Annotated in this window: 14 protein-coding genes, 2 tRNA genes and 4 pseudogenes; 11 read left to right on the forward strand and 9 right to left on the reverse strand. The window is 57.6% G+C overall.

Translation table 11 applies throughout. The annotated features are described in order from the left end of the window. Nucleotide 1: 1 nt before the first annotated feature. Nucleotides 2-9,193, reverse strand: coding sequence for a hemagglutinin repeat-containing protein (locus tag C266_RS09445; protein ID WP_010808765.1), 9,192 nt, complete (start codon nucleotides 9,191-9,193; stop codon nucleotides 2-4). Nucleotides 9,194-9,571: 378 nt separating this feature from the next. Here C266_RS09445 and C266_RS09450 point away from each other — a divergent pair, with 378 nt between their 5' ends. Further along, nucleotides 9,572-11,341 (forward strand): ShlB/FhaC/HecB family hemolysin secretion/activation protein, encoded by a 1,770-nt coding sequence (locus C266_RS09450; RefSeq protein ID WP_010808766.1) that lies wholly within the window; start codon nucleotides 9,572-9,574, stop codon nucleotides 11,339-11,341. Between the two features lie 138 nt (nucleotides 11,342-11,479). On the opposite strand, the gene C266_RS09455 is transcribed toward C266_RS09450, so the two are convergent. Continuing rightward, nucleotides 11,480-11,803: a hypothetical protein gene (locus C266_RS09455; protein ID WP_010808767.1), complete on the reverse strand. Its 324-nt coding sequence runs from the start codon at nucleotides 11,801-11,803 to the stop codon at nucleotides 11,480-11,482. Nucleotides 11,804-11,867: 64 nt separating this feature from the next. Then, a pseudogene (locus C266_RS27350) lies at nucleotides 11,868-12,958 on the reverse strand (IS3 family transposase). Here C266_RS27350 and C266_RS27355 point away from each other — a divergent pair. From C266_RS27355 to C266_RS09480, 4 genes are all read left to right on the forward strand, one after another. Next, nucleotides 12,932-13,342, forward strand: coding sequence for a hypothetical protein (locus C266_RS27355; RefSeq protein ID WP_144265764.1), 411 nt, complete (start codon nucleotides 12,932-12,934; stop codon nucleotides 13,340-13,342). The pseudogene C266_RS27350 and the gene C266_RS27355 overlap by 27 nt on opposite strands. Nucleotides 13,343-13,578: 236 nt before the next feature. Continuing rightward, on the forward strand, nucleotides 13,579-13,959 hold the full coding sequence (locus tag C266_RS09470) for an excisionase family DNA-binding protein (RefSeq protein WP_010808770.1): 381 nt from the start codon (nucleotides 13,579-13,581) through the stop codon (nucleotides 13,957-13,959). 241 nt (nucleotides 13,960-14,200) lie between these two features. After that, nucleotides 14,201-14,542, forward strand: a complete 342-nt coding sequence (locus C266_RS28040) for a hypothetical protein (RefSeq protein WP_010808771.1) — start codon at nucleotides 14,201-14,203, stop codon at nucleotides 14,540-14,542. 338 nt (nucleotides 14,543-14,880) lie between these two features. Further along, on the forward strand, nucleotides 14,881-16,251 hold the full coding sequence (locus tag C266_RS09480; RefSeq protein ID WP_010808772.1) for an integrase family protein: 1,371 nt from the start codon (nucleotides 14,881-14,883) through the stop codon (nucleotides 16,249-16,251). 381 nt (nucleotides 16,252-16,632) lie between these two features. Here the strand turns inward: C266_RS09480 and C266_RS09485 are convergent, their stop codons facing one another. From C266_RS09485 to putP, 3 genes are all read right to left on the reverse strand, one after another. Continuing rightward, on the reverse strand, nucleotides 16,633-16,827 hold the full coding sequence (locus tag C266_RS09485) for a YqaE/Pmp3 family membrane protein (RefSeq protein ID WP_010808773.1): 195 nt from the start codon (nucleotides 16,825-16,827) through the stop codon (nucleotides 16,633-16,635). Between the two features lie 147 nt (nucleotides 16,828-16,974). Further along, entirely contained in the window at nucleotides 16,975-17,610 is a 636-nt protein-coding gene (locus C266_RS09490) for a trimeric intracellular cation channel family protein (RefSeq protein WP_010808774.1), read from the reverse strand. A 171-nt stretch (nucleotides 17,611-17,781) separates the two neighbouring features. After that, nucleotides 17,782-19,260 (reverse strand): sodium/proline symporter PutP, encoded by a 1,479-nt coding sequence (gene putP / locus C266_RS09495; RefSeq protein ID WP_010808775.1) that lies wholly within the window; start codon nucleotides 19,258-19,260, stop codon nucleotides 17,782-17,784. Nucleotides 19,261-19,591: 331 nt separating this feature from the next. Between putP and C266_RS09500 the strand changes: the two genes are divergently transcribed. The 5 genes and pseudogenes from C266_RS09500 to C266_RS09515 form a co-directional block, all read left to right on the forward strand. Then, complete coding sequence (locus C266_RS09500) at nucleotides 19,592-21,556, forward strand: autotransporter domain-containing protein (RefSeq protein ID WP_144265765.1); 1,965 nt, start codon at nucleotides 19,592-19,594, stop codon at nucleotides 21,554-21,556. 83 nt (nucleotides 21,557-21,639) lie between these two features. After that, nucleotides 21,640-21,798 carry a hypothetical protein gene (locus C266_RS28375; RefSeq protein WP_371257055.1) on the forward strand — a complete coding sequence of 53 codons (159 nt, stop codon included), beginning with the start codon at nucleotides 21,640-21,642 and terminating at the stop codon, nucleotides 21,796-21,798. A gap of 59 nt (nucleotides 21,799-21,857) precedes the next feature. Next, nucleotides 21,858-22,735: pseudogene (locus tag C266_RS26740) on the forward strand (IS3 family transposase); the annotation flags it as partial. Nucleotides 22,736-22,783: 48 nt separating this feature from the next. Further along, nucleotides 22,784-24,181 (forward strand): IS30 family transposase, encoded by a 1,398-nt coding sequence (locus C266_RS26745; RefSeq protein WP_081636231.1) that lies wholly within the window; start codon nucleotides 22,784-22,786, stop codon nucleotides 24,179-24,181. Then, a pseudogene (locus C266_RS09515) lies at nucleotides 24,180-24,476 on the forward strand (integrase core domain-containing protein); the annotation flags it as partial. The gene C266_RS26745 and the pseudogene C266_RS09515, both read left to right, overlap by 2 nt. 137 nt (nucleotides 24,477-24,613) lie before the next feature. Here the strand turns inward: C266_RS09515 and C266_RS09520 are convergent. From C266_RS09520 to C266_RS28380, 3 genes and pseudogenes are all read right to left on the reverse strand, one after another. Further along, nucleotides 24,614-24,704, reverse strand: a tRNA-Leu gene (locus tag C266_RS09520). Between the two features lies 1 nt (nucleotide 24,705). Then, nucleotides 24,706-24,783: transfer RNA gene (locus tag C266_RS09525), tRNA-Ile, on the reverse strand. Between the two features lie 164 nt (nucleotides 24,784-24,947). Next, nucleotides 24,948-25,855, reverse strand: a pseudogene (locus C266_RS28380) (integrase core domain-containing protein); the annotation flags it as partial. 270 nt (nucleotides 25,856-26,125) lie between these two features. Between C266_RS28380 and C266_RS27695 the strand changes: the two are divergent. After that, on the forward strand, nucleotides 26,126-26,678 hold a 553-nt coding region (locus C266_RS27695), incomplete at its 3' end, for a hypothetical protein (protein ID WP_010808781.1).

Below are 26,678 nucleotides of genomic sequence, written 5' to 3' on the forward strand. Positions count from 1 at the left end.
CTCACTTTAGTCTGACCGCGGTCACGCCATCCGAATTGACACCTGCCACAATCTTCACCAATCTATTCTCCTCGATCGCGGATCGAATCGCAGCAGCAGTCGCTCGTTGATCATTAGATCCTCGACCCAGTCGATCAATAGCCGATTCTATCCATCCGTCACTCATCTGCGTCGGAAGATTTCCACTCTCGGCACTCAACTTGATCGACCCATTACTCTTCAACGGCTTAACCTCCACCACATAGAGAGTGTCACCCTTGATGTACACACCATCAAAACAATTGCTGCCACCACACTTCCCTTCCATCGATTTGAAACCATTCCGTACGAAATAGTTATTGACCACATACTCCCGAAGATCACCTTGAAGGGCAGTATTGGCGACCGTATCCAATTGTGACAAGAGTGTACGATCGGCGGACGTAAGTCGAAGTTGCGTGCTTTCCCGTGTGATCTGCTGCGCGCTAATATTCCCCCCGGCTGAAGCGGAGGCACGCCCTAAGATTGCGATATCTGTCGACGACAACAGTCGCCCAAGTGTGCCAATCAGCGTATCAACAAGTTTCCCTCCGATGAGCCACTCTTCCAGTGGGTAGACCGGTTGTGCCGCGCCGTTAGGAGTAGCTAGATAAGTTAGACGACTCTGATCTCGCAACTCCATCCCCAGAATGATCGATCCCGGTGGTTGACTGCCAAGTAAGTAGTTTGTGTATGGGTTGGCTCGCTGTTCGCCCGTCGCACTGAAATAGGTCTGCGGAGATCCATCAGAGATCACAGGACTTCCTTTAACAAGGATTGTTTGCCCCATGAATGATGAAAGCATGTCCTGCGCTTCTTTCATGCTCGCAAGGTACTGCGCTACACCTCCTTGAGCACCGATACTATTGTTGCTCCCTGCCGCTTGCATCATCCTCTGAAGGTAGACCAGGTTTTTCTCATTTTCCGCATCGTCAACTAGCCCCCTGGCAGTGCGTTCGAGGACATCTGTCCAGTAGACAGTGGCTTGCCCGATACAGGCAGCATCTCCCTGACATACTTGCTCGGCCTTTTCACTCGCCAGCTTCGAGATGACGACGCTCTCTTGAGAATGCAACTGCCGGTTAAACCGATCAACGTTATACCCGGTGAACGCCCCAGAACTTCCACCAACCGCTGCCCCCACCGCAGTGCCAACGCCCGTCGCCACAATCTGTGCCAACGCCTGATCAATGTCGGCATTTCCCATCGGATGTGCCTTCTGAATGTTCTCGCTCAGTTCGTTCAGCGCGCCACCAAGCTTCGACGTAAGCCCTGCGCCTAGCGCACCACCCAGGGCATTCCCGCCTCCTAAGCCTGCGATGATCGCTCCACCTGCCGCGTGCATTGCCGCACGGTAGTCACCGCCCTCCTTCCAGTCGTCAGCTTCCTTCTGATACTGCGCCTTCAACTCCGGATCGGTCGTGGCATCGGCTAGCTTTTGCGCAGCCTCTCGCTTCTTATCTGCATACGTCCCGATATCCCGCGCCACCGCTTCCCCGGCCGCCGTCGCGGCCGCCATCAGGCGCGACTGATCGTTAAGCAGGTTCTGCAAATCCGGTGTGCGGTTCACCGTTTCGTTCAGGTTCGACGTGTCGCGGTTCAGACTGGCGAGATCCTGCGTCTGATTCGCGCCGTTCGTCAGCGTGATCGTGCCTTCGCTCACGCCGCTGCGCGTCACACCTCGCTCGCTGCCGCTCTCCGACTGCGGCAGCATGGGTGCGATGCCACCCGTGTTCTTGCCCGAGCTCGGCCCCGTCGTACGCTCGTTAGCGCCGCCGTTGCCGAACGTGCCCCCGCCGCCAAAGCCGAAGCTGTTCGCGCTGTAGTCGGAATGGTTCTGGATATCGGAGAACGTTAGCGTGCCCGTCGTCAGTTGGTTCTTCGACGGATCTGCCGTGCTGGCGATGTAGGCCCCCTTCAGATCCGTATTGCCCTTGACGTCGACGTCGAACCCGCCCGCCCCCGCCTGAATCCCCGATTGCTCAACAACACCGGCGTAGTTGCCGCTCGCATTGCCGCGTGAATAGCCGAAGCTGCCCGACGCGCCTCCCATGCTGAGGCTCAGACCACCCCCCATGCTTTCCTGATGCGCCGAACTCTCGCTCGTGTCCTGCACGCTGGCGATGTTCAGATCGCCGCCCACACGCGCAATCACCTTGTCCGCATTCACGTTGCCGCCGACGATATTCGTATCGCCGCCGCTCACAATCACCGCCGTATTGCTCGCATTGATATGCGAGTTATTCTGGAAAGTCGAATCCGAGTTGGCGTCGCCGTTGGACTTCGAGAACGATGCCGATACACCCCAGCCACTCGTGCCGAACGACACACCAAAACTGCCGCCCTTCGACTCGTTGTCGCTGCGCGTCGACTCCGTGTCCTTGCTGCTGAGCACATTGACCTGGTTGTTGGCTTGCAGAAGGACATCCTTCGCATCGATGTTCGATCCGATGATGTTGACGTTGCCTTTACCAGAAGCCGCATCCCCGGTGGCAATGAATGCGGCGGTGCCTCCTGCCTTGATGTTGCTTGCGACGTTTTCCGTGCTATCGAACGACGACGTCGACTTGCTGCTCGACGAACCCCAGCTCAGTTCCACCTTGGCTTCAGGCTTCGCCGCCGATTTCGGGTCAGCAAGCATATCAACCGCTCGCGTGGCCTCGTTGTAAGCGCCATAAGCGCCACTTGCCGCAGCGTATCCACGCAGCGCCGAGACACGCGCATCACCCCCGGAATCCGCTGCGGATTTGACCTGATTGGTGACGTTTTGAATCGCATCAATGACCGGCGACTTCACCGCCAGCGTAAAACCCGAGCTCTTGAACTCATGCGTCTCGTCATGATGCTGCTGATTGAGCGCCGATTCGATCGTGACGTTTTGACCGATGCCAGTAATATCGCCAGCCGCCATGATGTCGCTGCCTCTGACCAGCAGGTCGTTGCCCGCCACCACGCTGACATTGCCGTTCAGGCTGCCCACCATGCTGCCTGTCTGCGTCACGCTGCTGTCGTTGGTTCGATCGCGTTGCTCGTTCTTGCCGTACGAAATACCCACACCGCCCGACGAACCCAATCCGGAACTCTTCTTCTCGTAGAACGAGCTGCTCTGGCTCTCGTTCTGCGCCGACTCGATGCGCACGTCGCGTCCGGCCTGCAAGGCGACGTCCTGCGTGCCAACGACCGTTGACCCACTCACGACGAGGTCTCGTCCGGCCGACACCCCGACCGCATTGCCCGACACCGTCGAGCCCACCGCAATCGTCTGATGTGAGCTGGACGAAGATGTCTCCTCCGTTTTGGAGAGGAATCCCGAACTGCTGTCGTGCTGCCATTTCTGGCTGTCGTGGGTCTCCGTCACCGTGCCAATATTGACGTCGCCCGTCGCCGCCAATGCGATGGTTCCATTACCCTGCGACGACACGGATGAACCCAGCACCGACAGATTTCCGGTGCCCGACGAGGCCGCGACCGGACTGATCTGATACGCACCAAGTACGCCACCGACCGCGCTCATCTGCCCCGCGCCGATCAGCACGTGGTTGCCTGCGCTCACGGAGGCGCCATTGACCGCCTCATCCAGAGACGATTTGGTGTACTGCAACGAGCCACCGAAGGAGCGCTCATCGTGCGTATGCGAATCCTTGACCGCCGTCACCGTGACATCATTGCCCGCGAGTACCGTCGCATTGCCACCCGCGGCAACTGTCGTTCCGCTCAACGTGGTGTCGCGCCCTGAGACCGTCGTCAGATTGCCTCCAGCGGAGATCGCACTGCCGACGTTCTGCACAATGACGTCGTTCCCTCCGTTCTGTCCATCGGTCGTACCGACGGTCTGCGACTGGCCGACCGTCAACGTGTTTGCGTTGATGTCACGCCCCGCCGCGACCACCACAGCGCCATCGCTGGCGATCGCGCCCGCATTAAGGGTGACGTCGCGCGCCGCCACGACGGTGGCGCTGTTCGATCCCGAGATGATGCCGACCGCACCGATACCTGTGGCCGACGCCGACGATGTAAAGCTTCCGCCGTTGTCCGTCCCTGCCGTCTGGGTGAGCGTGGTCGACTCGTTGATGAGGTCACGACCGGCCTGCACTACGACGTCCTTGCCGCCGACGCGTCCGCCGGTGTTCCGGATATCGCCGAGCGACGAAAGCGCGGTCGTGCCACCGCTGCCGATGACGCCGAGGTTGACGATGGCGTCGCCGAGAATCGTCGTTGCCGTGTCGCTGACGATCTGGCCACTGTTCTTCACGTCGCCCGTCGCAGCGAGCTTGACGCTGCCGCCCGAGACCAGCGCGCCCGTGTTCGTCAGATCGACGGTATTGGCCTGCGCCAGATATACCTGCGGCACGAGCACGGATTGCACCGAGCCGTCGGGCAACGTGACGTCCTGAGAAACCAGCCACACCATGTCGCTGGTCAGTTGCTTCATCTGGGCATCCGACAGCCCCACACCCACGCTCAGCCCGAATTGCTTGCCGTAGGTCACGCCGTTGTTGAGTAGCGCCGTGTACTCATCGAGATAGTTCGTGTAGTCGGCCAGCAGTGTCTTGCCGGTCAACGCCGTAATCTGATCCCGCACCAGTTGCGTTTCATAGAAGCCGTCGCCGATGCGCTTCTGCGTTGTCTGCGGATCGAGATTCAGTCCAGTGAGCATGTAGTCGCTGGAGATGAATTTGCCGTAATCGGTGAAACGCGAATCCGTGGCGACGAGATAGGCCTGCCCCGGTGCCGAACGCAATTGGAACAGCGCGTTTTTTGGCAACGTCAGGCCGGGAATCGCCTGCGCAGACGAGCCTAGGGTCTGACGGTTGACCACCGCGCCCGACAAATTGCCCAACTGCGTTCCCGTCGCATTCCCCCCGGTCACACCTGCACTACCCACCGTATTACCGGAACGGTCCACACTCGACACTGCGATATTCCGGCCGGAGGATTGCACCGACTGATTACCCACGGCAATCGCGGGAAGCGACGCAAGTGTGGTCGGTGGCAACGGCGTGACGGGATAGGCCACCGTCTTTTGATCGCTGTCGCCGCCCGATTTCTGATGCCAGTAGAAAGTCGACGTCTGCGTTTGCGTCACCGTCTCTTGCAACGTGATACCAACGTCGTTGACGGACCCGCCGGTCGCCCGTCGAATGAGGTCGCGCCCTGCCGTCATCGTCGACGACTGGTTGTTGATCGCACCGCCATCGGCATTGATGCGAATCGATCCTTGCGCCTGGAGCTTCGCTTCGGGAGATGCGCTAATGAGTTCGTCGCGCGTTCGCGTCGTCGTGACGATGCGCGTGATCTCGTTGTAGTCGCGCTGGTCGATCCCCAGATCGCCGCGCGAGATCGCCTGATCCGGCCGAATCATCGTATTCGGGTCCCAGTCCGGCCAGAACACGATACGGTAGCTGTCCCCGTTATCGACGATGCTGTTGAAGTACTGGGTCGGGTTCTTGCCGACTTCGCGTGTCTTAGTGGACGATCCACACTGGCCATGGTCGTCGCACGCCCCCTGTCCTTGCGTCGTCATGTCTTGATAAGACTCTTCGAGCGGCTTCGTCAGACTGAAGGTCTTCGCCGCGAGATCCACATTCGTCACCTGCGACTTCGGAATGTTGACCGTCAGCGGTCTGGCAAGCTTCTCCAGAAGTGAGGACGATATCGGCGCTCTGCCTCCGCTCCAGAACCATTCGGGGAACGTCAGGCTCATGTGCATCATCGTTTCATCGCCACCAGTCAGCCCCGCCGTGTAAAGACTGAAACCTTGCGTCGTGGACTGTGGCGTTCCGGGCTGCGTCACGATGCTGGTGCGCGAGTTGTTGATGACGCGAGCCGCAATGTCCAGATTGCCATCGGCAACGATGCTGGCTGAACGGTTGATCAGCAACGCCATCTGATTGGCGAGCAGCCCCTGCCCATCGCGTGTGCCGTCATGCGCAATCTCGATGTCGCCCGTGCTGTAGAGCAATGCCCCGTCGTAGTTGGAGACGGAATTCGACGCATACAGCGCGAGTCGCTTCGCGCCCCCGATGATCGCCGACGCGCTGTTGTTCTCGATATCGACGGCATTGATCTGCACATCGTTGCCCAGCACACCATAGCCATTGAAGAAGTAGTTCGCCTTGAGTCGAACCGTATCGCCACTGATGCTGCCGGAGTTGGAGAACAGGCCCGCGGCACTCAGTTGTGTCGTCGTCGCATTGATCGAGCCATTCGCGTTATTGATGATCTGGGCGGCTTGTACGTCGAGCGTGCCGGGCGCCGTTAGCGTGCCATCGTTGGTGAAGCGCCCCGTTGACGTCAACTTGAGTATGCCGTCCGCACGCAGACGGTTGGCGGATGCGTTCACGTAGTCGCCAACGGCAGCAAGCGTCAGATTTCGACCGGCCGTCATTTGTCCGGCACCGTTCATGGCGCCGCCCACACCCACGTCGCGGTTCGAGCGGATGACCCCGCTTCCGTTATCGAGCGACGCGATCTGCAACGAGACGTCGCCACGACTTTCGATGGTCCCGCCCGAATTGGTCACGCGCGCGGTGGCTGGCGTCACCGTCAGCGATGTGCCGCCGAACAACTGCCCCGCCGAGTTGTCGAGCAAGCCGACGACACCCAGCAGAACATCTCCGCCGCCAATGATCTTGCCTCCGGAGAGGTTGCTCAGAGTCGCCGCATCGACGCTCAGCCTGCCGTTGCCACCGATCGTTCCTCCGGCATTGCCGACATCCCGAGCCGCCGTCACAGTAGTGTCGCCGTCTCCGGCATTCGTCAGTTGCCCGGCGGCATTCACGAGGCTACCGACGGTCACCGTCAGTGCATCGTGCGCGCCATTGGCACTGATACGACCGCTGGTGTTGGTGAGCGTGCCGTTGGCATCCAGCTTGACGGCTCCCCCCGACTGCATCGATCCTGCCGCGTTGTCGATGTCGGTGTCCGCCGCAACCGTCAGACTATTCGCGCCGTACACGACCCCGCCGCTGCGATTGACGATGTTCTTCGTCGCGGTGAGCCATACGACATCGCTCGCGCTAAGTTCTCCGCCTGTGTTATCGATGCGCGCCGCAGAGATCCGAAGCGCACCCAGACTGCCCAGCAGCCCCGTCATGTTCGTGACGTCGCCAGTCGATATGACCGACAACGTACCGTTGCCGAGATGGCTGATCTTCCCTTGATCGTTGACCAACTGTCCGACGTTCAGTGTCAGCCCGCTGGCCTTGGTTGCCACCGTGCCTGCAGTGTTGTCCAGCACCCCACCGACTTTGACGGTCTGCGCCGAATCGCCGTACTGCTTGATCTCTCCCGAACGGTTGGACGCATCCCCCAACACTGTCAGCGACAGGGTGTCCGCGTCGATCAGTCCATGATCGTTGACGAGTTGCCCGGCGCGAAGCGTCGATGTCGTCGCGGAAATCGCGCCCTGACGATTGGTCAGAACACCTTCGGCGCTCACGTCGATTTGCTCGCTGGAAAGTGTTCCGTTGGTGTTGTCCAGTTGTCCGGACGTAAGGGTCATCGTCGTCCCGGCGACGAGTTGCGCAGCATTGATCAGCGAACCGGCATGCAGACGCAGGTCGCCGTTGGTGCCGATGACCCCTCCGGGGGCGCCGAGTCCGTTCGCGCCCGCCGCGTTACGCAATTCGCCGTCGATATCGATGGACGTTCCGTCGCCGCCGAGCGATACGACGCGTCCGGCGGTGTTGTTCAGCGCTGCCCCCCTGACCTTGAGAAGCCCGCCCGATTGAAACAGACCGCGCTGGTTGTCGAGATTTGCTCCCGTGACGTCGAGCCGTGTTCTCGCGGCCGTTTGTGCGTCGTTGTTATCGATACGGCCCAACGCCGCCAATGTGATCGTGTCGGCCGACAGCGCGCCATTAGCGTTGAGAAGACCTTGCGCCGCCTTCACGCGCAGCGCATTGGAAGCGGTGACAATGGCACGCTGGAGGTCGATATCGCCGGCCTGTGACGTCAGCGACAGGCTTTGACTGGCATCTGTACGGCTACCGGAAAGGTCCAGCGTATCGGCAACAACTGTCATGTCGCCACGCGCGACGTTGCGGCCCGTTGCAACCACTTTTCCGGATGCCGTCACTGTCAGACTACCTGCGAGCGTCGCCTGACCGTCGGCATCGATACCGGCACCGAGCGTGCCGCTCGATGTCAACCCGGCGGCCTGCGCGATCAGATTCCCCGCGGCGCTCAGCACACCGCTGTTATCAAGGATGCCGCCAGTGCGGACGTCTGCAAATCCGCCCGCGTAGACACTGCCCTGATTGTCGATACCTGCCCGGGCGTTCAAGCTCACATTGCCCGTCGCCTCAGTCTTTCCAGTCGTGACGAGCTTGCCCTCGGTCGTCAACGTGAGATCGCCAGCCTGCGCCGCGATCACGCCCTTGTTGGAGACGCCGACACCGTTCTCCGTGCCCACGAGAAAGATGCGTTGCGCGTACATCCCGCCCAACTGACCGACGTCCACTGCCACATCCGGTGCGACACCGTCGCCCGTCGTCTTCTGCACCGCAAGCGTTTCGTGATCGACACGATTCGTGCCCGTCACCACATTGAGTTGCTTTGCATGCAACGCAGCGTTGACCTGAACGGCACGTGCGATGAGGTCGACCTGATCGACATTCGCCGCGTTCAGCCCGTCTCCCTGAATCACCAGACGTCCGCCGTTGACCTGATAGCCAGCGAGGCTGCCGTCCGCACCCATGATTGGGATACCGGTGGTCAGCACCGCACGCGTGGTGTTGATGAAACCCCCACCGTCGACCATGATTCCCGCGCTGTTCGCCACGACGACTTGCGCGGCCTTGCCCGCGACTTCGAGATAACCCCGTAGCTGACTCGGGGAATTGCTGTTGACCTGATTCAGGATCACGCGCGCAGCCTGATCCCGAGCGAGATTGGGGTTGCCGTTGACGTACCCCGCTTGCTGCGTGTTCACGATCGTCGGCGAGTTGTTCAGGATGACACCCTGACGCGGCACGTCGAACTGCGAATAGACGTTTTTTGATACGCCCGCGGCCGTAGGCGTGGTGATATTGACCTGCTGCAAACCGTTGGCGGTTTGCACAACACTGGGCCCACCCGGCGCCGGGACAACCTGCGCCCGAACCGAAATCGGGGCAATGATCTGCGCAAGCACCAACGCACGTACCAGGCCGTGCTGCAGCCCAATTTCCAAGGGGCTTCCCCGAAGCGCGCCCCGCGCGCGCCGATTCGTGTGTTTTTTCATCTGATCTTTGTACGACTGTTTTTTGTTAGGGTCTTTGCCCGATGCTCTACTTCTATCGTTACAAACTTCGCATGCCGAATATTACTAAATTTTTCATTATTATTTCGCTATGCCAAACTATCTTCCGAAAAGTAATCAATAGCGGTAACATCCGGAAAAACTAATAATCCGAATTTTTATCGCCGGGGATTCAAATGCGCTTCGACACCTGATTCAAGGTCGTCCAATAGGACACGCCTCCTGTCTTTGACTTCGCTTTTCGATCCACCACTTCGGGTCGGGCTGGCGCTCGTCTTGTCTCCGAGAATCCTTTTCAGTTGCCTCGTAATGACTTTCGCATCACGTTGGTCCACAGCACAGCTTCGTCGCCTGGCTTTGGCTCTGCTCTCCCTCCCGCTGTCATTCGAGGCCACGGCGCAGCCGTCGCCCGCGCCGGTCATCGATGCGGCTGCGTCGAATGCGCGACAGCAGCAACTGCTCGAGCAGCAACGTCAGGCACAGGAGCGCGCCGCCGCGATCAATACGCCAACGGTGCGCTTGGCGCTTCCGGCTGCAGACGGATTCCCTGCGCTTCCCGTGGAGTCCCCATGTTTTCCGGTCGAGAGGTTTTCGCTGCACGCTCCCGAGACACTCCCGCAACGTGCGCAAGCCGCTGGTGCGTCATTGCTTCCTCTTGATCCATTTGCGTTCGCAACGGACTGGCTCGCGCACTATCGGGGCGAATGCGTCGGCCGCGAGGGCATTGCAGCGATAACGGCGGGGCTCACTAAGGCGATTCTGGCCAAGGGCTATGTGACGACACGCGTTCTCGTGCCCGAGCAGGACCTGACGACCGGAGAACTGAAGCTCATGCTCGTTCCCGGCATCATCGGGGACATCCGCTTCTCCGATGCATCGCAATACGGCACCTGGCGTACGGCGTTTCCCACGCGCCCGGGCGATCTCCTCGAACTGCGAGACCTTGAGCAGGGGCTTGAGCAGATGAAGCGCGTCGCAAGCCAGGACGTGACGATGCAGATCGTGCCGACGGAAGTGCCCGGAGAAAGCGATGTCGTCATCGACATCAAGCGAACAGAGCGATGGAGTGTCGTCGCCTCGGTCGACAACTCAGGGGCTCGCGATACAGGGAAATTACAGGGTAACCTCGCCCTCGGCATCGACAACCCCCTGGGTCTGAACGACATCCTGAACGTTGGTGCGACACATGATCTCTCGCTCGCTGACAAACGCTTCGGGTCGAACGGGTGGAATGCTTTTTACTCGATTCCGTGGGGATTCTGGACCGCTACAGTCGCGGCTTACGCCAATCGGTATAACCAGCAAATTGCAGGCGTGAACGATACCTTCGTGACGCGTGGACAGTCGCAGAATCTCGATTTCAAACTGTCGCGCGTACTTCAGCGCAGCCAGAGCAATGTGCTGAGTGCGCATGTCCGATTGAGCAAGCGCTTTGGACGCAGTTTCCTCGAGGATGCTGAAATCGATCAGCAGTACCGGAACAACACTTTCATCGAGTTCGGGATCTCGGATCGTCACTACATCGGCGCCGGGCAATTTGACGGCACCCTTGCTTATCGGCAAAGTGTGTCGGGGCTTGGGGCAGCGCCGGATAACGCCTTGCCTGGCACGCCGACGTATCGCTTCAAGATGGCGGTACTTGACGCGAACCTCTCGCTACCGCTCGGCCAGTTGCCACTGCGTTACGTCACCACGTTCCACGGCCAGTTCACCAACGACGTTCTGCACTACATCGACGACATGAGTATCGGCAGCCGCTATACGGTTCGTGGCTTCGACGGCGAAACATCTCTCGCGGCCGAGAAGGGGTTCTATTGGCGCAATGAGCTGCAATGGACGTTGGGCACATCCGGTGTGTCGTTGTTTGCGGGTGTGGACTATGGCCGTGTCAGCGGTCCCAACGCGCAATACTTGGCTGGGACACAACTTGCGGGCGCAGCCATTGGCGTACGCGGCAATACCAAACTCCCGTTCGGCTTTGTCGCTGGTGAAGTATTTGTCGGCACCCCTATCTATAAGCCCACTTCCTTTCAAACCGCACACACTACGGTCGGATTCTCGCTTACCGCACAGTTCTGATCGCGCATAGCGCGCGGACCACAACCAAAAATCAGCATCACCCGTTCGCAAGGGAACGTGTAACTCTCAACTAATATGGGAGCAGGTACCGCGATCAACCTGCCAACGCGATTGCACATTTTTTTAACGTGTCCGTTGCTACTTCGTCAGAGAAACAATCAAGAACTTGTTGGTGAGCACGCTGCCGCCGACGTTCAGCTTCAGTTGATCCATCTTTTCGCAGGCATAGGCCTTCCCATCCGTTTTTCTGACGGCGCGACGGAATGCTCGGTAGCTGATCCCAAGTAGCGCCGGGTAGAGCGGCAGCATCAACCATTGCGACGACGCACTCTTCTCGGTTCGATGAACCTTCATCGAGCTAAAGCCAGCGAGTATGGACAACGTCCGAAGCTGCTGCGCTCCGATCAGGAACAAGTGACCGTAATACCGTTTGTCGCCAGACTCTCCCCACACACTCTCCATTGAGCTTGGCGGTGTTCCCGACGTCCCCCCGTCTTCAGTAGCACTGAGCTCTAGAGTCCGAGGGTTAATGTAACTGCTTTTCCGCCAGGTTCCGGGCGTAGGTTGCCGGCGTTAATCCGCCCAGTGATTTCTTCGGCCGCTCCTCGTTATATTCCCGTCGTCATGCCTCGATCACCACCTTGGCATGCGGCAGGCTGGTGAACCAGTGTTCGTTCAGGCATTCATCCCGGAAGCGTCCGTTGAACGATTCGATGTAGGCATTCTGGTTGGGTTTGCCCGGCTCGATCAGGAACAGTTTTACGCCTCGCTCGTGCGCCCAGTTCAGCATCGCCCGACCGCAAAATTCCTTGCCGTTATCGGCACGAATCGCTTGCGGCAAACCACGGCGCAATGCCACACGATCCAGAATTCGCGTTAGCGCTAGCCCCCCAATCGCCCGCTCCGGCACAATGGCCACAGCCTCATGCGTGGCGTCATCGACCACTGTCAGGTTCTTGATGACACGGCCTTCCGCCGTTCGGTCGAACACAAAATCCATCGACCAAACCTGATTCGCAGCCGACGGTCGCCCCAGCGGCTGACGATCCGATACCGGCACCTTCTTGCGCTTGCGGCGACGCACCTGCAACTTCTCTTCGGCATACAGCCGCTCAACCCGCTTGTGGTTGACTGTCATGCCTGACTGCCGCAGCTTCAGATAGATCATGCCCGAGCCATAGCGACGATGCCGCTGAGCCAAGGCCACGATCTGCGCTCGCAGGGCCTCATTGCGATCCGGCGATGGTTGATAACGATAGGCGCTTGCGCTCATGCCGATTACCCGCAGGGCCAGGCGTTCGCTCAAGCCACTATCGGTCATATGGCGCACCAGCTCTCGGCGGGACGGTGCGCTCACCACTTTTTTCGCAACGCCTCGCGCGTCACCTCATTCTCCAGCAGCGATTCCGCCAGCAGTTTCTTCAACCGGGCGTTTTCGGCCTCCAGATCCTTCAGCCGCTTCGCGTCGGATACATTCATGCCGCCGAACTTACTGCGCCATAGGTAGTAACTGGCCTCGGAGAAGCCGTGCTGGCGGCATAGTTCCTTGACCGGTATTCCCGTCTCGGCTTCCCGCAGGAAGACGATGATTTGCTCGTCGGTGAATCTCTTCTTCATGTCCAATCTCCTGACTACGTGATTGGACTCCAAATCGCCGCGCCACTCAAATCGGGGGAGACGTCGGAAGCCCAACGCATTATTCGTATCAGCGAAGAAGTCCGCATTTCGTTGGAACGTCCTGTCGAAAGTTGCGCAGAAGTGGTGGCGAAGGAGGATCGCGCTGCTAGCCTGACAATTGAAAAGCTCACGTCGTCAAAACTTGGTAGACGTCTTGGCATGCGCACGAACGAACTTCTGGAACGTGCTGTCGCTGCCGGGTACTTAGAGTTACAACACGGCGAATATGTCCTCTCGACTCAAGGGGCAAGTGCGGGCATCGAGTTTGTCGCGAAGTCCCGGCATGGTGCTTATTATCTGTGGCCTGAGAACATCTCACTCTGACAACCCGACAGCAAATGACGACGAGGTTTTACCTGCGTCTCGTCGTCTTCCCTCCACCATGACTGAGCATTACGTTCGAAGGCGAGGCGTCAAAGTTACGCCAACCAAGTAGATTCGGCAGGCGTTTAGATTTCCTATTTCGGAAAACTTGTCCGGACGACTGCCGTTTCACTTCATGCCGCTCATCGGCTTCACACCACGCGGCGCCCAACCAAAAGCACCAATATGGTGCAATTATGGAAGCGTTGGATCACTCTCGCGCGGCCGCCATTACGCTTACGACGGATAAGGGGGAGCATCCCACTGTTGAAGTGCCTCCGGCAGCGCTGAAGCTGATCGGCCAGTTGCTAGGAGCGATGAGCGAAGGGCGTTCGATTCTCCTTAGCCCGGCTAACCGTGAGTTCACGACAGTTGAGGCGGCAAATCTTCTTAACGTTTCACGTCCATTTCTCATAAAGGAAATAGAGGCCGGAAGATTGCGACATCGAATGGTCGGGACTCACCGTCGAATCGCGTTTGAAGACCTCATGGCTTACAGAGACGATATGCGAAGCAAACAGACAACTGCCTTAGAACGGATGGCTGATAACGCGCGTGAGCTGGGACTCGACTACTGATGGCAGGATACGCACGCTATACGGCTCTTCTTGACGCATGTGTCCTGTTTCCGCTTGCAACGACTGACGCGCTGATGAGTTTGGCGACTGCTGGCTTCTTTGCTGCGAAGTGGACCCAAATGATTGAGACTGAATGGATCGCGTCGCTTGAAGAACAGCGCCCGGAACTCAAAGGCAAGCTTCAATTCCGCAGAGATTGCATGCGTGACGCAATTCCAGACTGGGAGGTACCGGAGGCTGCATGGACGCCTCTCATCGGGAGCTTTACTTTGCCAGACCCTGTGACGATAGGCATGTCCTCGCCGCCGCCATTGCGGGTCACGCAGATTGCATCGTGACATCGAATCGTCGCGACTTCCCCGATGCAATCGCATCGGAATACGGTCTTGAGATAGTCGATCCAGACAGGTTCATCATCAACCAATGGGATCTGGATTCGGTTGGGGCAATGACGGCGTTCAAGCAAATGCGTGCCAGACGTCGAAAGCCACAATCCAACGTGGAAGATTTCGCCCAAGCTCTGGAGCGCAGCGGTCTTCCGTCAACCGCTCAACGCATTCGTGACGCCGCAGACTTGCTCTGACCCCGCGTGATCAGGTGACAAAATAAACGGGCTTGTCGGCGGATTTGTAGAACTGCGGCGCGTTTGTAGAACAAAAAAAAGCGGGTCCCATTTCTGGGACCCGCTTCGGTATTTGGTGCCGGCTGCAGGACTCGAACCCGCCACCTGATGATTACAAATCAGTGGAGAATGGTATTTCTCGACATTGATCGATGTCCGAGAAATCGACAAACCGTTATAAATAAAGGATTTTTTGCATCGCATGACGATGTCCGCATTGACCGAGATTGATCGAATGCCGCACAATCGGGTTACATGGTGGTTACATGCAGCCATGCAACCCGACTTCCCGATTCAGAATGGCCAAAGTCAACTTCACCTCCGCGCGCGTAGATGCGCATCAATGCCCTCAAGACAAAGCACAAGCCTTCCTCTGGGATTCTGCGTCGCCCGGCCTTGGGTTACGCGTTACCGCAGGTGGAGCCAAGTCCTACATCTTCCAAAGCAAGATTCACGGGCAAACAGTTCGCCTAACCATCGGCGACCCGCGTAGCTGGACCATCAGCAAGGCCCAAGAAGAAGCACGCCGACTGCAAACACTCGTCGATGCCGGCCATGACCCGCGCGAAGTGAAGGCGGAGCAGCGTGCCAGCCATGAGGCCAGGCGAGCAACGGTAATCCGTGAAAGCGTGATTGTCGCGGACGCGTGGGCCAACTATCTCGACGCCCTACGCACCAAGATCTCGCCAAAGACAAAGAAACCGAGATCCCCCGGCTATATCAATGATCACCTCAAACTCGCCGCACCAGGCGGTGAACTGACCAAACGCGGCCGCAAGCAAACGGAGCGCGGGCCGCTTTACTCGCTGATGGCCGTAAAGCTGTCCAGCCTTACGGCCAAGACAGTCGGCGCATGGCTGGAATCCGAAGCGCCAGCCCGGCCGACCAGCGCCGCCTACGCATTCCGCATGCTCAAGGCATTCGCGAAGTGGTGCGAAGGCGAGGACAAGTACGCAGGCATCATTCCATCGGATTGCTGCACCTCCCCCAAAGTCACCGGGGCCTTGCCTGGCATTAGCACCAAGGAAGGCGACAGCCTGCAAAGAGAGCAACTCGCCGCATGGTTCTCCGCTGTCCGCACTTTGCACAATCCAGTGCAATCTGCATACCTGCAGGGCTTGCTCATCACAGGTGCGCGTCGAGAGGAGCTCGCCGCCCTGCGTTGGGAAGATGTGGACTTCCAGTGGCGAAGCCTCAAGATCGCGGACAAGATCGAATCCGGCCGAGTGATTCCTCTCACGCCCTACCTGGCCTCCTTGCTGCTCAATCTAAAGCACCTCAATGAAACACCCCCAAGCGGGCGCCGCTTGCGCAGCCTGGAAGCTCGCGGGCTGAAATGGGAGCCGTCGCCCTGGGTGTTTCACAGCCCCAACGCCGAGAAGGGTCGGATTGCCGAACCACGCTATGCACACAATCAGGCAATCGAAGCAGCCGGCCTACCTCACGTGACGCTGCATGGCCTACGCCGGTCATTCGGCACACTGTCCGAGTGGTGCGAGGTTCCCGTTGGCGTCGTCGCACAGATTCAGGGGCATAAGCCCTCGGCGCTAGCCGAGAAGCACTATCGGCGCCGACCACTCGATATGCTTCGAATGTGGCACGACAAGATCGAATACTGGATGCTAGAGCAAGCCGAAATTGACCTTGTGGGGGCCACATCCGAGATGTGAATATGTCTAGACTAAAGCTGGACGCTCTAGCTGCTCCATCGAACATGGCTGGGAACAGGCTGCGTTTGCAAAACATCCCATGCTAACTGGACCATCACGAATTTTGTTGAACCCGCCATGCCAGGCCAGTGGACAGCCATGAGTCAGGACGACGCCATGCGAGCGAGCCATTTCGACGCACCGCAATGCCGCATCTGCATCTTCTTGGTCAGCTAAAGACTAGCTGAAACGACTCAGAGAGCGCTATTCGAAGGTCTCGATCAAATTGTCACCGGCAATGCCGCCCCCAAACCCACGTTTTTATACAAATGCTTGAAGGACGGCAATGCGGCAATCCCTTCGCCCAAGACGAAGGGATTATCGATAGCTCTTTCTGCGCACTTATCCACCACTCCCGAGCGTGCGCTCGATTTTCTTGTCGGTCTTGTACTGGCTGAGCGCATACACCGACCAGATAGCAGCAGGAATCCACCCGATCACCGTGAGCTGAAGTAGCAAGCAAACGATACCGGCAAACGGACGTCCGATAGTAAAAAATTGCAACCAGGGAAGAATTAGGGCAAGCAACAAACGCATGTGATTCCTTCTTTTGGTGTCACCACTCCCGGCAACGGGCCGGCACCGGGCGCTCACACGCCAAATATTTCCATTCTGTTGCCGCTCCCCACCGTTCTCGACCAATCACAACAGTCAACTCCCTCTTTCATCGGGCGTCGATAATCATCAGTGCATCGGCCCGCGAGAAGCGTCATTTTCAAAGGTACGAAATTGCCACCCGAATCGCAAAGCGATCATCCGTGCACTAAACCCGGTTATACAAGCCACTGCCGCGGAGAGACTGCTACTCACACCGAAGAGCAACAGCAGAACATATATGGCTCCACATAGACATGCTGCACTCGCATACACTTCTCGGCGTAGAACCAATGGAACTTGCCCGCAAAGTAAATCACGTGACATTCCACCGGCAATTCCAGTGAACATACCGGCCAGCACGACGATCACAGGGTTGTCGCTGACTATCATCCCGATATCGCACCCAAGAATAGTAAACGTCACCAATCCCACGGCGTCCACCACAAGGAAGGTCTTTCGCAAGTGGTGGATATGCTTAATCAGAATGGATGCACATGTCGCGGCACCGATAGTTAGCAACAGGTACTCGGGGTGCGAAATCCAGACGAGCGGGTGGTGTCCCAATAAGATGTCACGAATTGTGCCCCCACCTAATGCCGTCACCACCCCGACAAAAACCAATCCAAAACGGTCCAGGCCTCGTTGCATTCCCATAATGGCACCAGACATCGCTTCTGTGACGATGGCGATCAAATAGAGCGCGTAAAGAACTTCCGTTTTCATGTGAGGCCCTCTCCGATCTTTGCATTTCCTTGCCCCCCGTCCGCTCTAAAAGATCAAGCCTCTTGTTTTGCTGTTAGCCAGATCCATTTTTGGCAAAAAGTCCACGCTAGCCTTCGAGATTGAGTTCCCATTCTCGAATTCGTCGCGCAGTCTTTGTCGCCGCCAACACCACTACGCTGCATGAAGCTCTGCGCGCGCCCGGCTGAACCGAGTCGTCATAGCAAACGACGGGGGACGCCCCACTAGGCTTACGACGAAGATAGTGATGGCGCTGAACAGGAAGCCAGGAATGATCTCGTAGAGCCCAAACCATGCGTACTGCTTCCAAACGATAACCGTCACCGCACCGACCAGCATGCCCGCCAGCGCACCATTTCGAGTCATGCGCGACCACGTTACCGAAATCAGCACCAATGGGCCAAAGGCCGCGCCGAAACCCGCCCAAGCATAGCTAACCAAACCCAGCACGCGATTTTTCGGATTGGCGGCTAACGCAATTGCCACTACCGCCACCAACAACACCATGAGGCGCCCCACCCACACCAGTTCACTCTCACTAGCACTTTTGCGCAGAAACGCCTTGTACAGATCTTCGGTAATCGCGCTTGAGCAGACCAATAGCTGACAACTCAAGGTGTTCATCACTGCGGCCAGGATGGCGGACAGCAGTATCCCTGCCACCCAGGGATTGAACAATTGAAGTACAAGCTCGATGAAGATTCGCTCACCGTTCGCTAGAACGCTACCGGCTCGGGTGGGATTGTTTTCGAAGTAGGCGATACCGAAAAAGCCGACTGCGATAGTGCCAAGCAGGCATAAAACCATCCAAGTCATGCTTATGCGCTTGGCATGCCGAATGGTGTGATGGGAGTCAGCGGCCATGAAGCGAGCCAAGATGTGGGGCTGCCCGAAATAGCCCAGCCCCCAACCAAGCAACGACAAGATAGCGACAACGTCCAGATCACTGAGCATGTCGACATTCGCTGCGTTTTTTGCCTCTATCACCAGCATCGAGGCGTCAACGCCACCAGCAGCAAGGACCACAAACACTGGCGTCAGAAGCAGGGCGAAGATCATCAGAGTTGCACCGATGGTATCGGCCCAGCTAATCGCCAGAAATCCACCAACAAAGGTGTAGAGAACGGTCGCAGATGCGCCGGCCCAGAGAGCTACGTTATAGCTCATGCCAAAGGTGCTCTCGAAAAGGCGCGCGCCGGCCACGATGCCAGAAGCGCAGTAAATGGTGAAGAAAGCCAAGATAACAATGGCAGAGATCACTCGCAGCAGGTTGCTGCCATCTTCGAAACGGCTGGTCAGGTAGTCAGGCAACGTCAGGGCATTGTTATTGGCCTCGGTATGTACACGTAGCCGCCCTGCGACCAACGTCCAGTTGAGATACGCACCAATTGTCAAGCCGATAGCGATCCAACTTTTCGAAATACCCGACAAAAATATTGCACCCGGTAACCCCATCAGTAGCCAACCACTCATGTCGGAGGCTCCGGCGGATAGCGCGGTAACCAGACTGCCCAAGCTGCGCCCTCCGAGGATGTAGTCATCGAAGTTATCGGTTGCACGATAGGCGATAAAGCCTATCAATAGCATCCCGAAAATATACGATAGAAAAGTTACCGGCAGGGCAGTGTTCATTGTTTCCAATTCTCCTCACTCATTTGTTCGCGCTATGCATGTTGCGGGCAAGTTTGCGTGCGGGAATGGACTTTGATCCATGGGCGAAAGCTGAGAAAGGGCATCAATCATGCATCGCCGCCAATCCCTTCCCTCAACACATCCAGCAGCAAGAAGCGCGAGCGTCGGGATTGGACTTTCCCCTAACCATGGGGAGAATCGCATCCTCTCGACTCGATAGGCGTTCGTTTTAACAGATATTTAGTATTGCGACGAATGGGCCGTCACCCATGCAAAAAATGTCAGCAGTCACGCATCCTGCAATGCCATATTGCAACGATGGAACTTCTCTGTGACGCAAAAAGCAAACCGCAGCAATATCCTGATCGATCTCTTTCCCATCACAAATGGTTCAGCGACTCCATCTGTCCGAAAATACGGACACGGCATAGCTGTAGCGCTCGCACTTTCGGTCGCCAGCCCCATCTCACATGGAGCCCACCGATCCATCGTTCCCCCACACGTCTCGACCGCCAATGACCTGGAGAATGAGGCTCAAAGGGCTCAAAGTGAACTTCTCCGGCAACAGCAGCAGGAAGAGGAACTTGATGGTCGACGATCCTCTGCAATGCCGTCGCAGTCATTGCTTCTGTCCCAACGCATAAGAGACCAGAGCCAACGTCTCCCCACGGACGAGCCAGGCAAAGCATTTGCTGAGACCCTATCGAAGCTGGATAGTCCTGATCAGATGATGCGCAGTCTGCTGGGGAAACTGCAGGCTGCAAACGGACGCCTCGATGCCGAGTTGAGCAAGCTCTCCGACGAAGAGAGGAGGCTTGTCCAAACCGCGATCCAAGAAAAGCGAATCGCAACCATCGACGAAATTTCGCTAGACGTCAAAAAAATCAGGCCTTGGTTAGATGCGGCGGCCGTTGCCGGCAGATACAAAGCGCTTCCGGAAGCAACGCAGCGAGCATTGAAGACTCAGTTCGAGAAGGGCGAATACAAAACTGTCCAAGCGCTTCTTGTCGACGCCCTGCCACTGAATCAGACCATAAGTGATGAGCGCCATACGAACAACGCGGAACTGTACGATGCACTGAACAGACTGTCCGGCGATGACAGAAAACTGGTGATTGGCGCGATCCTCGACGGGCGCATCACACTCGTCGAACAGGGTATTGCTGCAGCAAAGAAGCTGGCTTTGGCTGAAACATTCGACGCATTACCGCAAGCTCTCCAGCAAAAGCTCCTAGCGCAGTATGCCTCCGGCCAGTTTGAAAGCCCCGAGCAACTCTCGTCGGCGGCCACGTCGGCCGAAGCCCAGCTTCTTAACCAAGATCGGCGTCAAGCCATGCCGCTACCACAAATGGCTTTTGCTGCCGAGTACAATGCACAGCGCTTACAGCAGAGTATGCGCGACCGCCTGAACGGCAACGATGCCTTCATGTACGCGACGGGTGCCGAGCCCAAGCTAGACAACGGAAGGAGGAATGCTTGGGCGCAAGTCGCCGGAGGCCAGAGCATCGCGACTGGTAATGCGGGCTCCCCTGGCTTCTCCTTACGTGGTGCCGGCGTGACCGTTGGCGCGGACACCGTGTTCAACGACAGTCGCGTCGGTGTTGCGTTGGGCTACGCCAATTCGACGCTCGATGCGAGCGGCCTGCGCGCAAAAGCGAAAGTCGATACCTTTAGTGTCGGTCTATACGGCTCGCATAATATCGACACCTGGTTCGCCAACGTGGGAACCTCCTACTCGGGCCACGCCATTACGAGTGACCGAACCGCCACGGTGGATGGCACTCAATATGGCATGTCCGCCAAAACCCACGCCGATACAGTCGGTGGCTTTGTGGAACTGGGCAAGAAGATTGAGGCCTCGCTAATCAACGTGACGCCGAGCCTGACAGCCAAATTCAGCGAAACCTCGATCGACGGTTTTAGCGAAAGCGGTATCGCTTCCTCTACGGCCAACAAGAGCAAGTATGCATCGGCCCGTGTCGGCCTTGGCATGCGTCTGTGGCAAGACTTCGGAGACGAAGAGCGACGCATCACCCCGTCAATTCGGATCGTCTATGAAAGGGAAGTTGCCGACAGCGCGCCCTCGATGGATGTCGTCCTACACGGGATCAACGGTCTTGCCCCGATTCACACCAATCTTTCCGCCCTGAAGCTTGGCCGTGACATTCTGAGCGCGGAGGCTGCTGTCGCCGTAAAGCTGAGCGACCGGCTGTCTGCCAACGCAGCAATTGTCACAAGTTGGCGACGCCACGAAACGCAGGTGGGCGCGAACGGCTCGCTCATCTACCATTGGTGATGATGCAAGACTTTGCCCCTCATCCTTAGGGGCAGATACCCAGCTCCGCCCCATGCTGACATGGTGTCATTTGGTACGCCGGCATGCGCCATAACCAAAAACCAAGATGGGCGCTCGCCCATCACATTCAACCGCGCAGATACGGTGAAAATCAGCTTCGGCTGCCGAGTGGATTCGCATGTGGGTGGCATGCGAACTCCCTTCATGACGGTGACCGAACAGCGCGCCAGTCGTCGTTGTAGTGGTCTAATCCCTCCGGACACGCATTTAGGCGAGAATGCTCGCCATGAAGAGGTATCTGATGACCAAACAACGTCGATCGTTTTCCCCTGAGTTCAAACGCAACGCTGCGGCACTGGTCCTTGATCAGAGCTACAGCCACGTGGATGCATGCCGTTCTGTCGGCGTTGCCGAGTCCGTTTTGCGCCGATGGGTTGATCAGCTCCAGCTTGAGCGCCGGGGTGTTACCCCTCAGAGCAAGGCCCTCACGCCAGAGCAGCAGCGTATCCAGGAGCTTGAGGCGCGTATCGACCGCCTTGAGCGCGAGAAGGCCATTTTAAAAAAAACCACCGCGCTCTTAATGTCGGAAGGGATCGAACGTACGCGCTGATTGAGCAACTCGCCAAAGGTGAGCCCATAGCCTTACTCTGCGCGCTGTTCGAGCTTCCACGATCTTGCTTGTACGCTTATCGTCAGCGGCGCCAGCGTGTCGACCCGATACGTATGTCCCAACGCAGTCGTGTGCATGAATTGTTCGTCGAAAGCCGTAGCTCAGCGGGCAGCCGCAGCATCGTGGGAATGATGCGTGAGCAAGGCATTGCCATCGGACGTTTCAAGGTCAGTCGATTGATGGCGGAGCTTGGACTGATCTGCAAACAACCGGGCAGCCACGCCTACAAGCGAGCCACCATCGAGCGCGTGGACATTCCAAATCGCCTGAATCGGCAGTTTGTGGTGGAGGCGCCGAATCGAGTCTGGTGCGGCGACATCACGTACGTTTGGGCGCAAGGCCGTTGGCATTACTTGGCCGCAGTCCTGGACCTGTCCACGCGTCGTGTCGTCGGTTGGGCGTTCTCGACGCGTCCTGACGCCGACCTGGTGGTGCAGGCACTCGATATGGCCTATGAGCAGCGCGGTCGTCCACAAGAGCTGCAATTTCATTCGGATCAGGGTGGTCAGGGCGCATTCAACCGGTCGTCGCAACACCTTTAATCGAGGAGGTGTTGCATGAAGCGAACTGCGGGACGAGGGTATCAACTGACGGGGCGCGAAGCTATGCCATCACCGGGCGCCCCGTCGCTTCGGAATGAGATCGAGCGTAGGTTTTGGAAGCAGATTGCCACAGGCATCACAAGCGAGAAGGCGGCAGAAGCGGTAGGCGTCTCCACGCCAGTGGGCACGCGCTGGTTCCGCTATCGTGGTGGCATGCCACTTTTCATGTCGAATCCTATATCAGGCAGATACTTGTCGTTCGCCGAGCGAGAGGAAATAGCTTTGCTCGCAATCCAAGGGAACGGAGTGCGTGAGATTGCCCGCCGCATCGGGCGTAGTCCATCAACCATTTCGCGCGAGCTTACACGTAATGCTGCGACCCGTAGTGGCCGCCTGGAGTATCGGGCTTCGGTCGCGCAATGGAAGGCAGAGCACTTTGCCAAACGGCCCAAACCGGCAAAACTGCTGACTAACCAGCGACTACGTCGCTATGTGCAAGAGCGCTTAGAGGGCAAGGTTTGTGGCGCTGATGGCCGCGAGATTGTTGGGCCTCAACAGGCACCGTTCAGGGGGCGAAATAAACCGCATCGAGGAGATCGAACGTGGGTAAATGGTTGGTCCCCTGAACAGATCGCCAACCGCCTCCGGATTGATTTCCCTGACGATAAGTCCATGCGCATTTCTCACGAAGCCATATACCAGGCTCTTTACATTCAGGGGCGCGGTGCCTTAAAGCGGGAGCTAGTGGGTTGCCTTCGTACCGGACGCGCATTGCGCGTTCCAAGGGCCAGGGCGAGAGCCAAAGCGTGGGCGCACGTCAACGAGGAAGTGATGATCTCTTGCCGTCCCGCAGAGGCAGAAGATCGTGCTGTTCCGGGTCATTGGGAGGGCGACTTGCTCATCGGTTTAAATCGATCCGCTATTGGTACGCTGGTGGAGAGATCAACTCGTTTCACCATGCTTGTACACTTGCCTCGGGAGAGCGGTTACGGCTTGACTCCCAGGATCAAGAACGGTCCTGCGCTGGCTGGCTACGGAGCTGTCACGATGGCCAATGCCCTCAGGAATACGGTGACAGAAATGCCAGCCCTGTTGTGGCGGTCATTGACCTGGGATCGCGGTAAAGAGCTGTCCGACCATGCTCGCTTCACGATCGAGTCCGGTGTACAGGTGTTTTTCGCCGACCCACACAGTCCATGGCAACGCGGCACGAATGAGAATACGAACGGCCTATTGCGACAATACTTTCCGAAGGGCACGGACCTATCACGATGGAGCGCACGAGAGATCCAAGCCGTCGCACATACGCTGAACACAAGGCCTCGAAAGACGCTTGGGTGGAAGACGCCGGCAGAAGCTCTGAACGAATATCTAAAATCTGATCAACAAACTAATGTTGCAACGACCGGTTGAATCCGCCCAGTACGGTAGTCGCAAGTTCCGCCAGCGACTATGGCGGTACCGGATCGAGCAGAGCATGAGTCGGCGCGGCAATTGCTGGGACAACTCGCCAATGGAGCGCTTGTTCCGGAGTTTGAAAACGGAATGGGTGCCGAACACGGGATATATGACGGCACCGCAAGCTCACCGGGACATCAGTCATTACCTGATGCAGCGGTACAACTGGATACGTCCGCATCAGTTCAATGACGGGCTGGCCCCTGCCGTAGCAGAAGAAAAACTTAACGCAGTGTCCGGCGTGAGTTGACCACTACACTGTGGTCAAAGTATTCCCGCCACTTGAAGTGGTGAGCACTACTCTGGCAATTTATCCTCCGACCGTCGAGACGGTGCTAAGGACTCGCTTACAAGAGATCGCCCTTCGCATCCTGCAAGCCATAGACTTGGTACCCGAGGCCGGGCTCGAACCGGCACGCGCCGATGAAGGCGCAGCAGATTTTAAGTCTGCGGTGTCTACCAATTTCACCACTCGGGTATGGTGGGCCTCCCGCGAGTCGAACGCGGCACCAACGAATTATGAGTTCGCTGCTCTAACCACCATGAGCTAGAGGCCCGGAGAGTGAGGCGAGCAGGAGCTGAACCTGCGACCTACATCTTAGGAGGCTGTCGCTCTATCCACTGAGCTAACGCCCCGAAACCAACGTGTGAGTAGTGCAATGATGTCCGCCCTTGGGCACATCAGCAATGGGCAACATCCTATCGCTTTGACCTCCCCCTCTTAACCGAGTACCTTGGGCCGGAGATTTGCGGCGTCAAGGTGTGCGAGTCGGAACTCGCACGGGGTCAGAGCGCCTAGCGAGCTATGCGGTCTGAAATCGTTGTAATCCTGTCGCCAGTTCTCGATCTTCTCGCGCGAATCGTCCGGTGACAAGAACCAGTGAACGTTCAGGCATTCGTCCCGGAAACTGCCGTTGAACGATTCGATGTAGGCACTTTGTTTCGGCTACTTGGCTCGATTTGAAAGAGCTTCACGCCCCGTCTGCCTGCCCGCTAATCCCCGCTCTGGCACGATGGGCACTGCCTCACGCGTGGCGTCGTCGACCACTGTCAGGTTTTCGATCTCACGATCCTCCGCCGTTCGGTCGAACACGAAGTCCATCGACCAAACCTGGTTTTCTGTCGACGGCCGAGCCAACGACTGGCGATCCGATACCGGACCTTCCTTCGCTTGTGACGGCGCACCGGCAACATCTCTTCGGAATACAGCCGCTCGACTCACTTGTAGTTGATCATCAAGCCCGACTGCCACAGTTTCAGGTAGATCATTTCCGAGCCGTAGCAGCGATGGCGTTGGGCCAGCTCCACAATCTGCATTCGCAGGGCCCGATCACGGTCCGGCGCGAGCTGATAGCTATACTTGCCCACGCTCATGGCGATTACCGGCGGGGCTCCCGCTCGCTCAAGCCACGACGAGTCAAATCACGCACCTATTCTCGGCATGATAGAACACTCACCATTTTTTTCAACGCATCGCGCGTGACCTCATTTTCCAATGATCGACTCGGCCAATAGCTTCATGAACCGGCTGTTCTCAGCTTCGAGCTCCTTCAGACGCCTAACGTCGGGAGCGCTCATGGCGCCGAACTTGCTGCTCCATAGGTAGTAGCTGACCTCGGAGAAGCCATGTCACTCAAATTGGGAGAGATGTCGGACGAAAGATCCACCTGAAGGAGCGGCATAGCGATTTCTTTAAGGAGTAGCCACCTACTTAATGGGACGTCACCCATGTTGCGCCCTCTGGGTCGAGGCGTACCGTTTGCATTGCGCTGGCAGCGCATCGAAAAGAAGTCACCGCTTTCCTTGCCCTCCCGATCCCGCTACCGGCGCTATCGATTCAGCGTATACCCCACAGTAACGAAGACGGGTGCGCGCCCACTTCAATTTGGAGAATTTCTTATGGCAGCAAAAACTATTCCTCTGTCGACCTCGCTTGCGAATGCTGACGATACGGACAAGTTAAAGAGTCAAGGGGTGGTGCCATTGCTCGATGCTCTCGGCATCCTGGGAGCGTTTGGACTGGGGGCTCCCATTGCTAAGGGTCGAGAGGTAGGCAAAGCGGATCTTGGAAAGCGCTTTGACGTTACAGGTGACGCGGACATGACAATTACCCTCAGCGATGATGTTGTGGCTGATGACAAGGGTGCGGTTGTCCTGTTGCGTAACTCGACGGCAGGACATACCGTTACTCTCACGGCCAAAGCGGGAGCGACACTTACCCCGACGCCTGTGGCGCTAGTACCGACAGAATCGGTATTGCTAACGGTCGACGACGCAAAAAAATGGTCTGTGCTACAACGTGGTTCGGATGTTCAAGCTGCTATCACTGTGGCCCTCGAGGCTAGCGGGAAGATCAAGACTGCTATTGATGCGGCCGTCAAGACTGCCGTTGATGCAGCCGTCAAGCCTGCCGTTGATGCAGCCGTCAAGCCTGCCGTTGATGCAGCCGTCA

It is taken from the genome of Pandoraea sp. SD6-2 (assembly GCF_000389825.1).
In the GTDB taxonomy this organism is placed as follows: Bacteria; Pseudomonadota; Gammaproteobacteria; order Burkholderiales; family Burkholderiaceae; genus Pandoraea; species Pandoraea communis.

Bases quoted from the DNA above. Each gene is read 5' to 3' on its own strand.
- C266_RS09450 (WP_010808766.1), top strand. From the start codon at position 9,572: ATGACTTTCGCATCACGTTGGTCCACAGCACAGCTTCGTCGCCTGGCT.
- C266_RS09455 (WP_010808767.1), bottom strand. From the start codon at position 11,803: ATGGAGAGTGTGTGGGGAGAGTCTGGCGACAAACGGTATTACGGTCAC.
- C266_RS09470 (WP_010808770.1), top strand. From the start codon at position 13,579: ATGGAAGCGTTGGATCACTCTCGCGCGGCCGCCATTACGCTTACGACG.
- C266_RS28040 (WP_010808771.1), top strand. From the start codon at position 14,201: ATGGACGCCTCTCATCGGGAGCTTTACTTTGCCAGACCCTGTGACGAT.
- C266_RS09480 (WP_010808772.1), top strand. From the start codon at position 14,881: ATGGCCAAAGTCAACTTCACCTCCGCGCGCGTAGATGCGCATCAATGC.
- C266_RS09485 (WP_010808773.1), bottom strand. From the start codon at position 16,827: ATGCGTTTGTTGCTTGCCCTAATTCTTCCCTGGTTGCAATTTTTTACT.
- C266_RS09490 (WP_010808774.1), bottom strand. From the start codon at position 17,610: ATGAAAACGGAAGTTCTTTACGCGCTCTATTTGATCGCCATCGTCACA.
- putP (WP_010808775.1), bottom strand. From the start codon at position 19,260: ATGAACACTGCCCTGCCGGTAACTTTTCTATCGTATATTTTCGGGATG.
- C266_RS28375 (WP_371257055.1), top strand. From the start codon at position 21,640: ATGCGCCATAACCAAAAACCAAGATGGGCGCTCGCCCATCACATTCAA.
- C266_RS26745 (WP_081636231.1), top strand. From the start codon at position 22,784: ATGAAGCGAACTGCGGGACGAGGGTATCAACTGACGGGGCGCGAAGCT.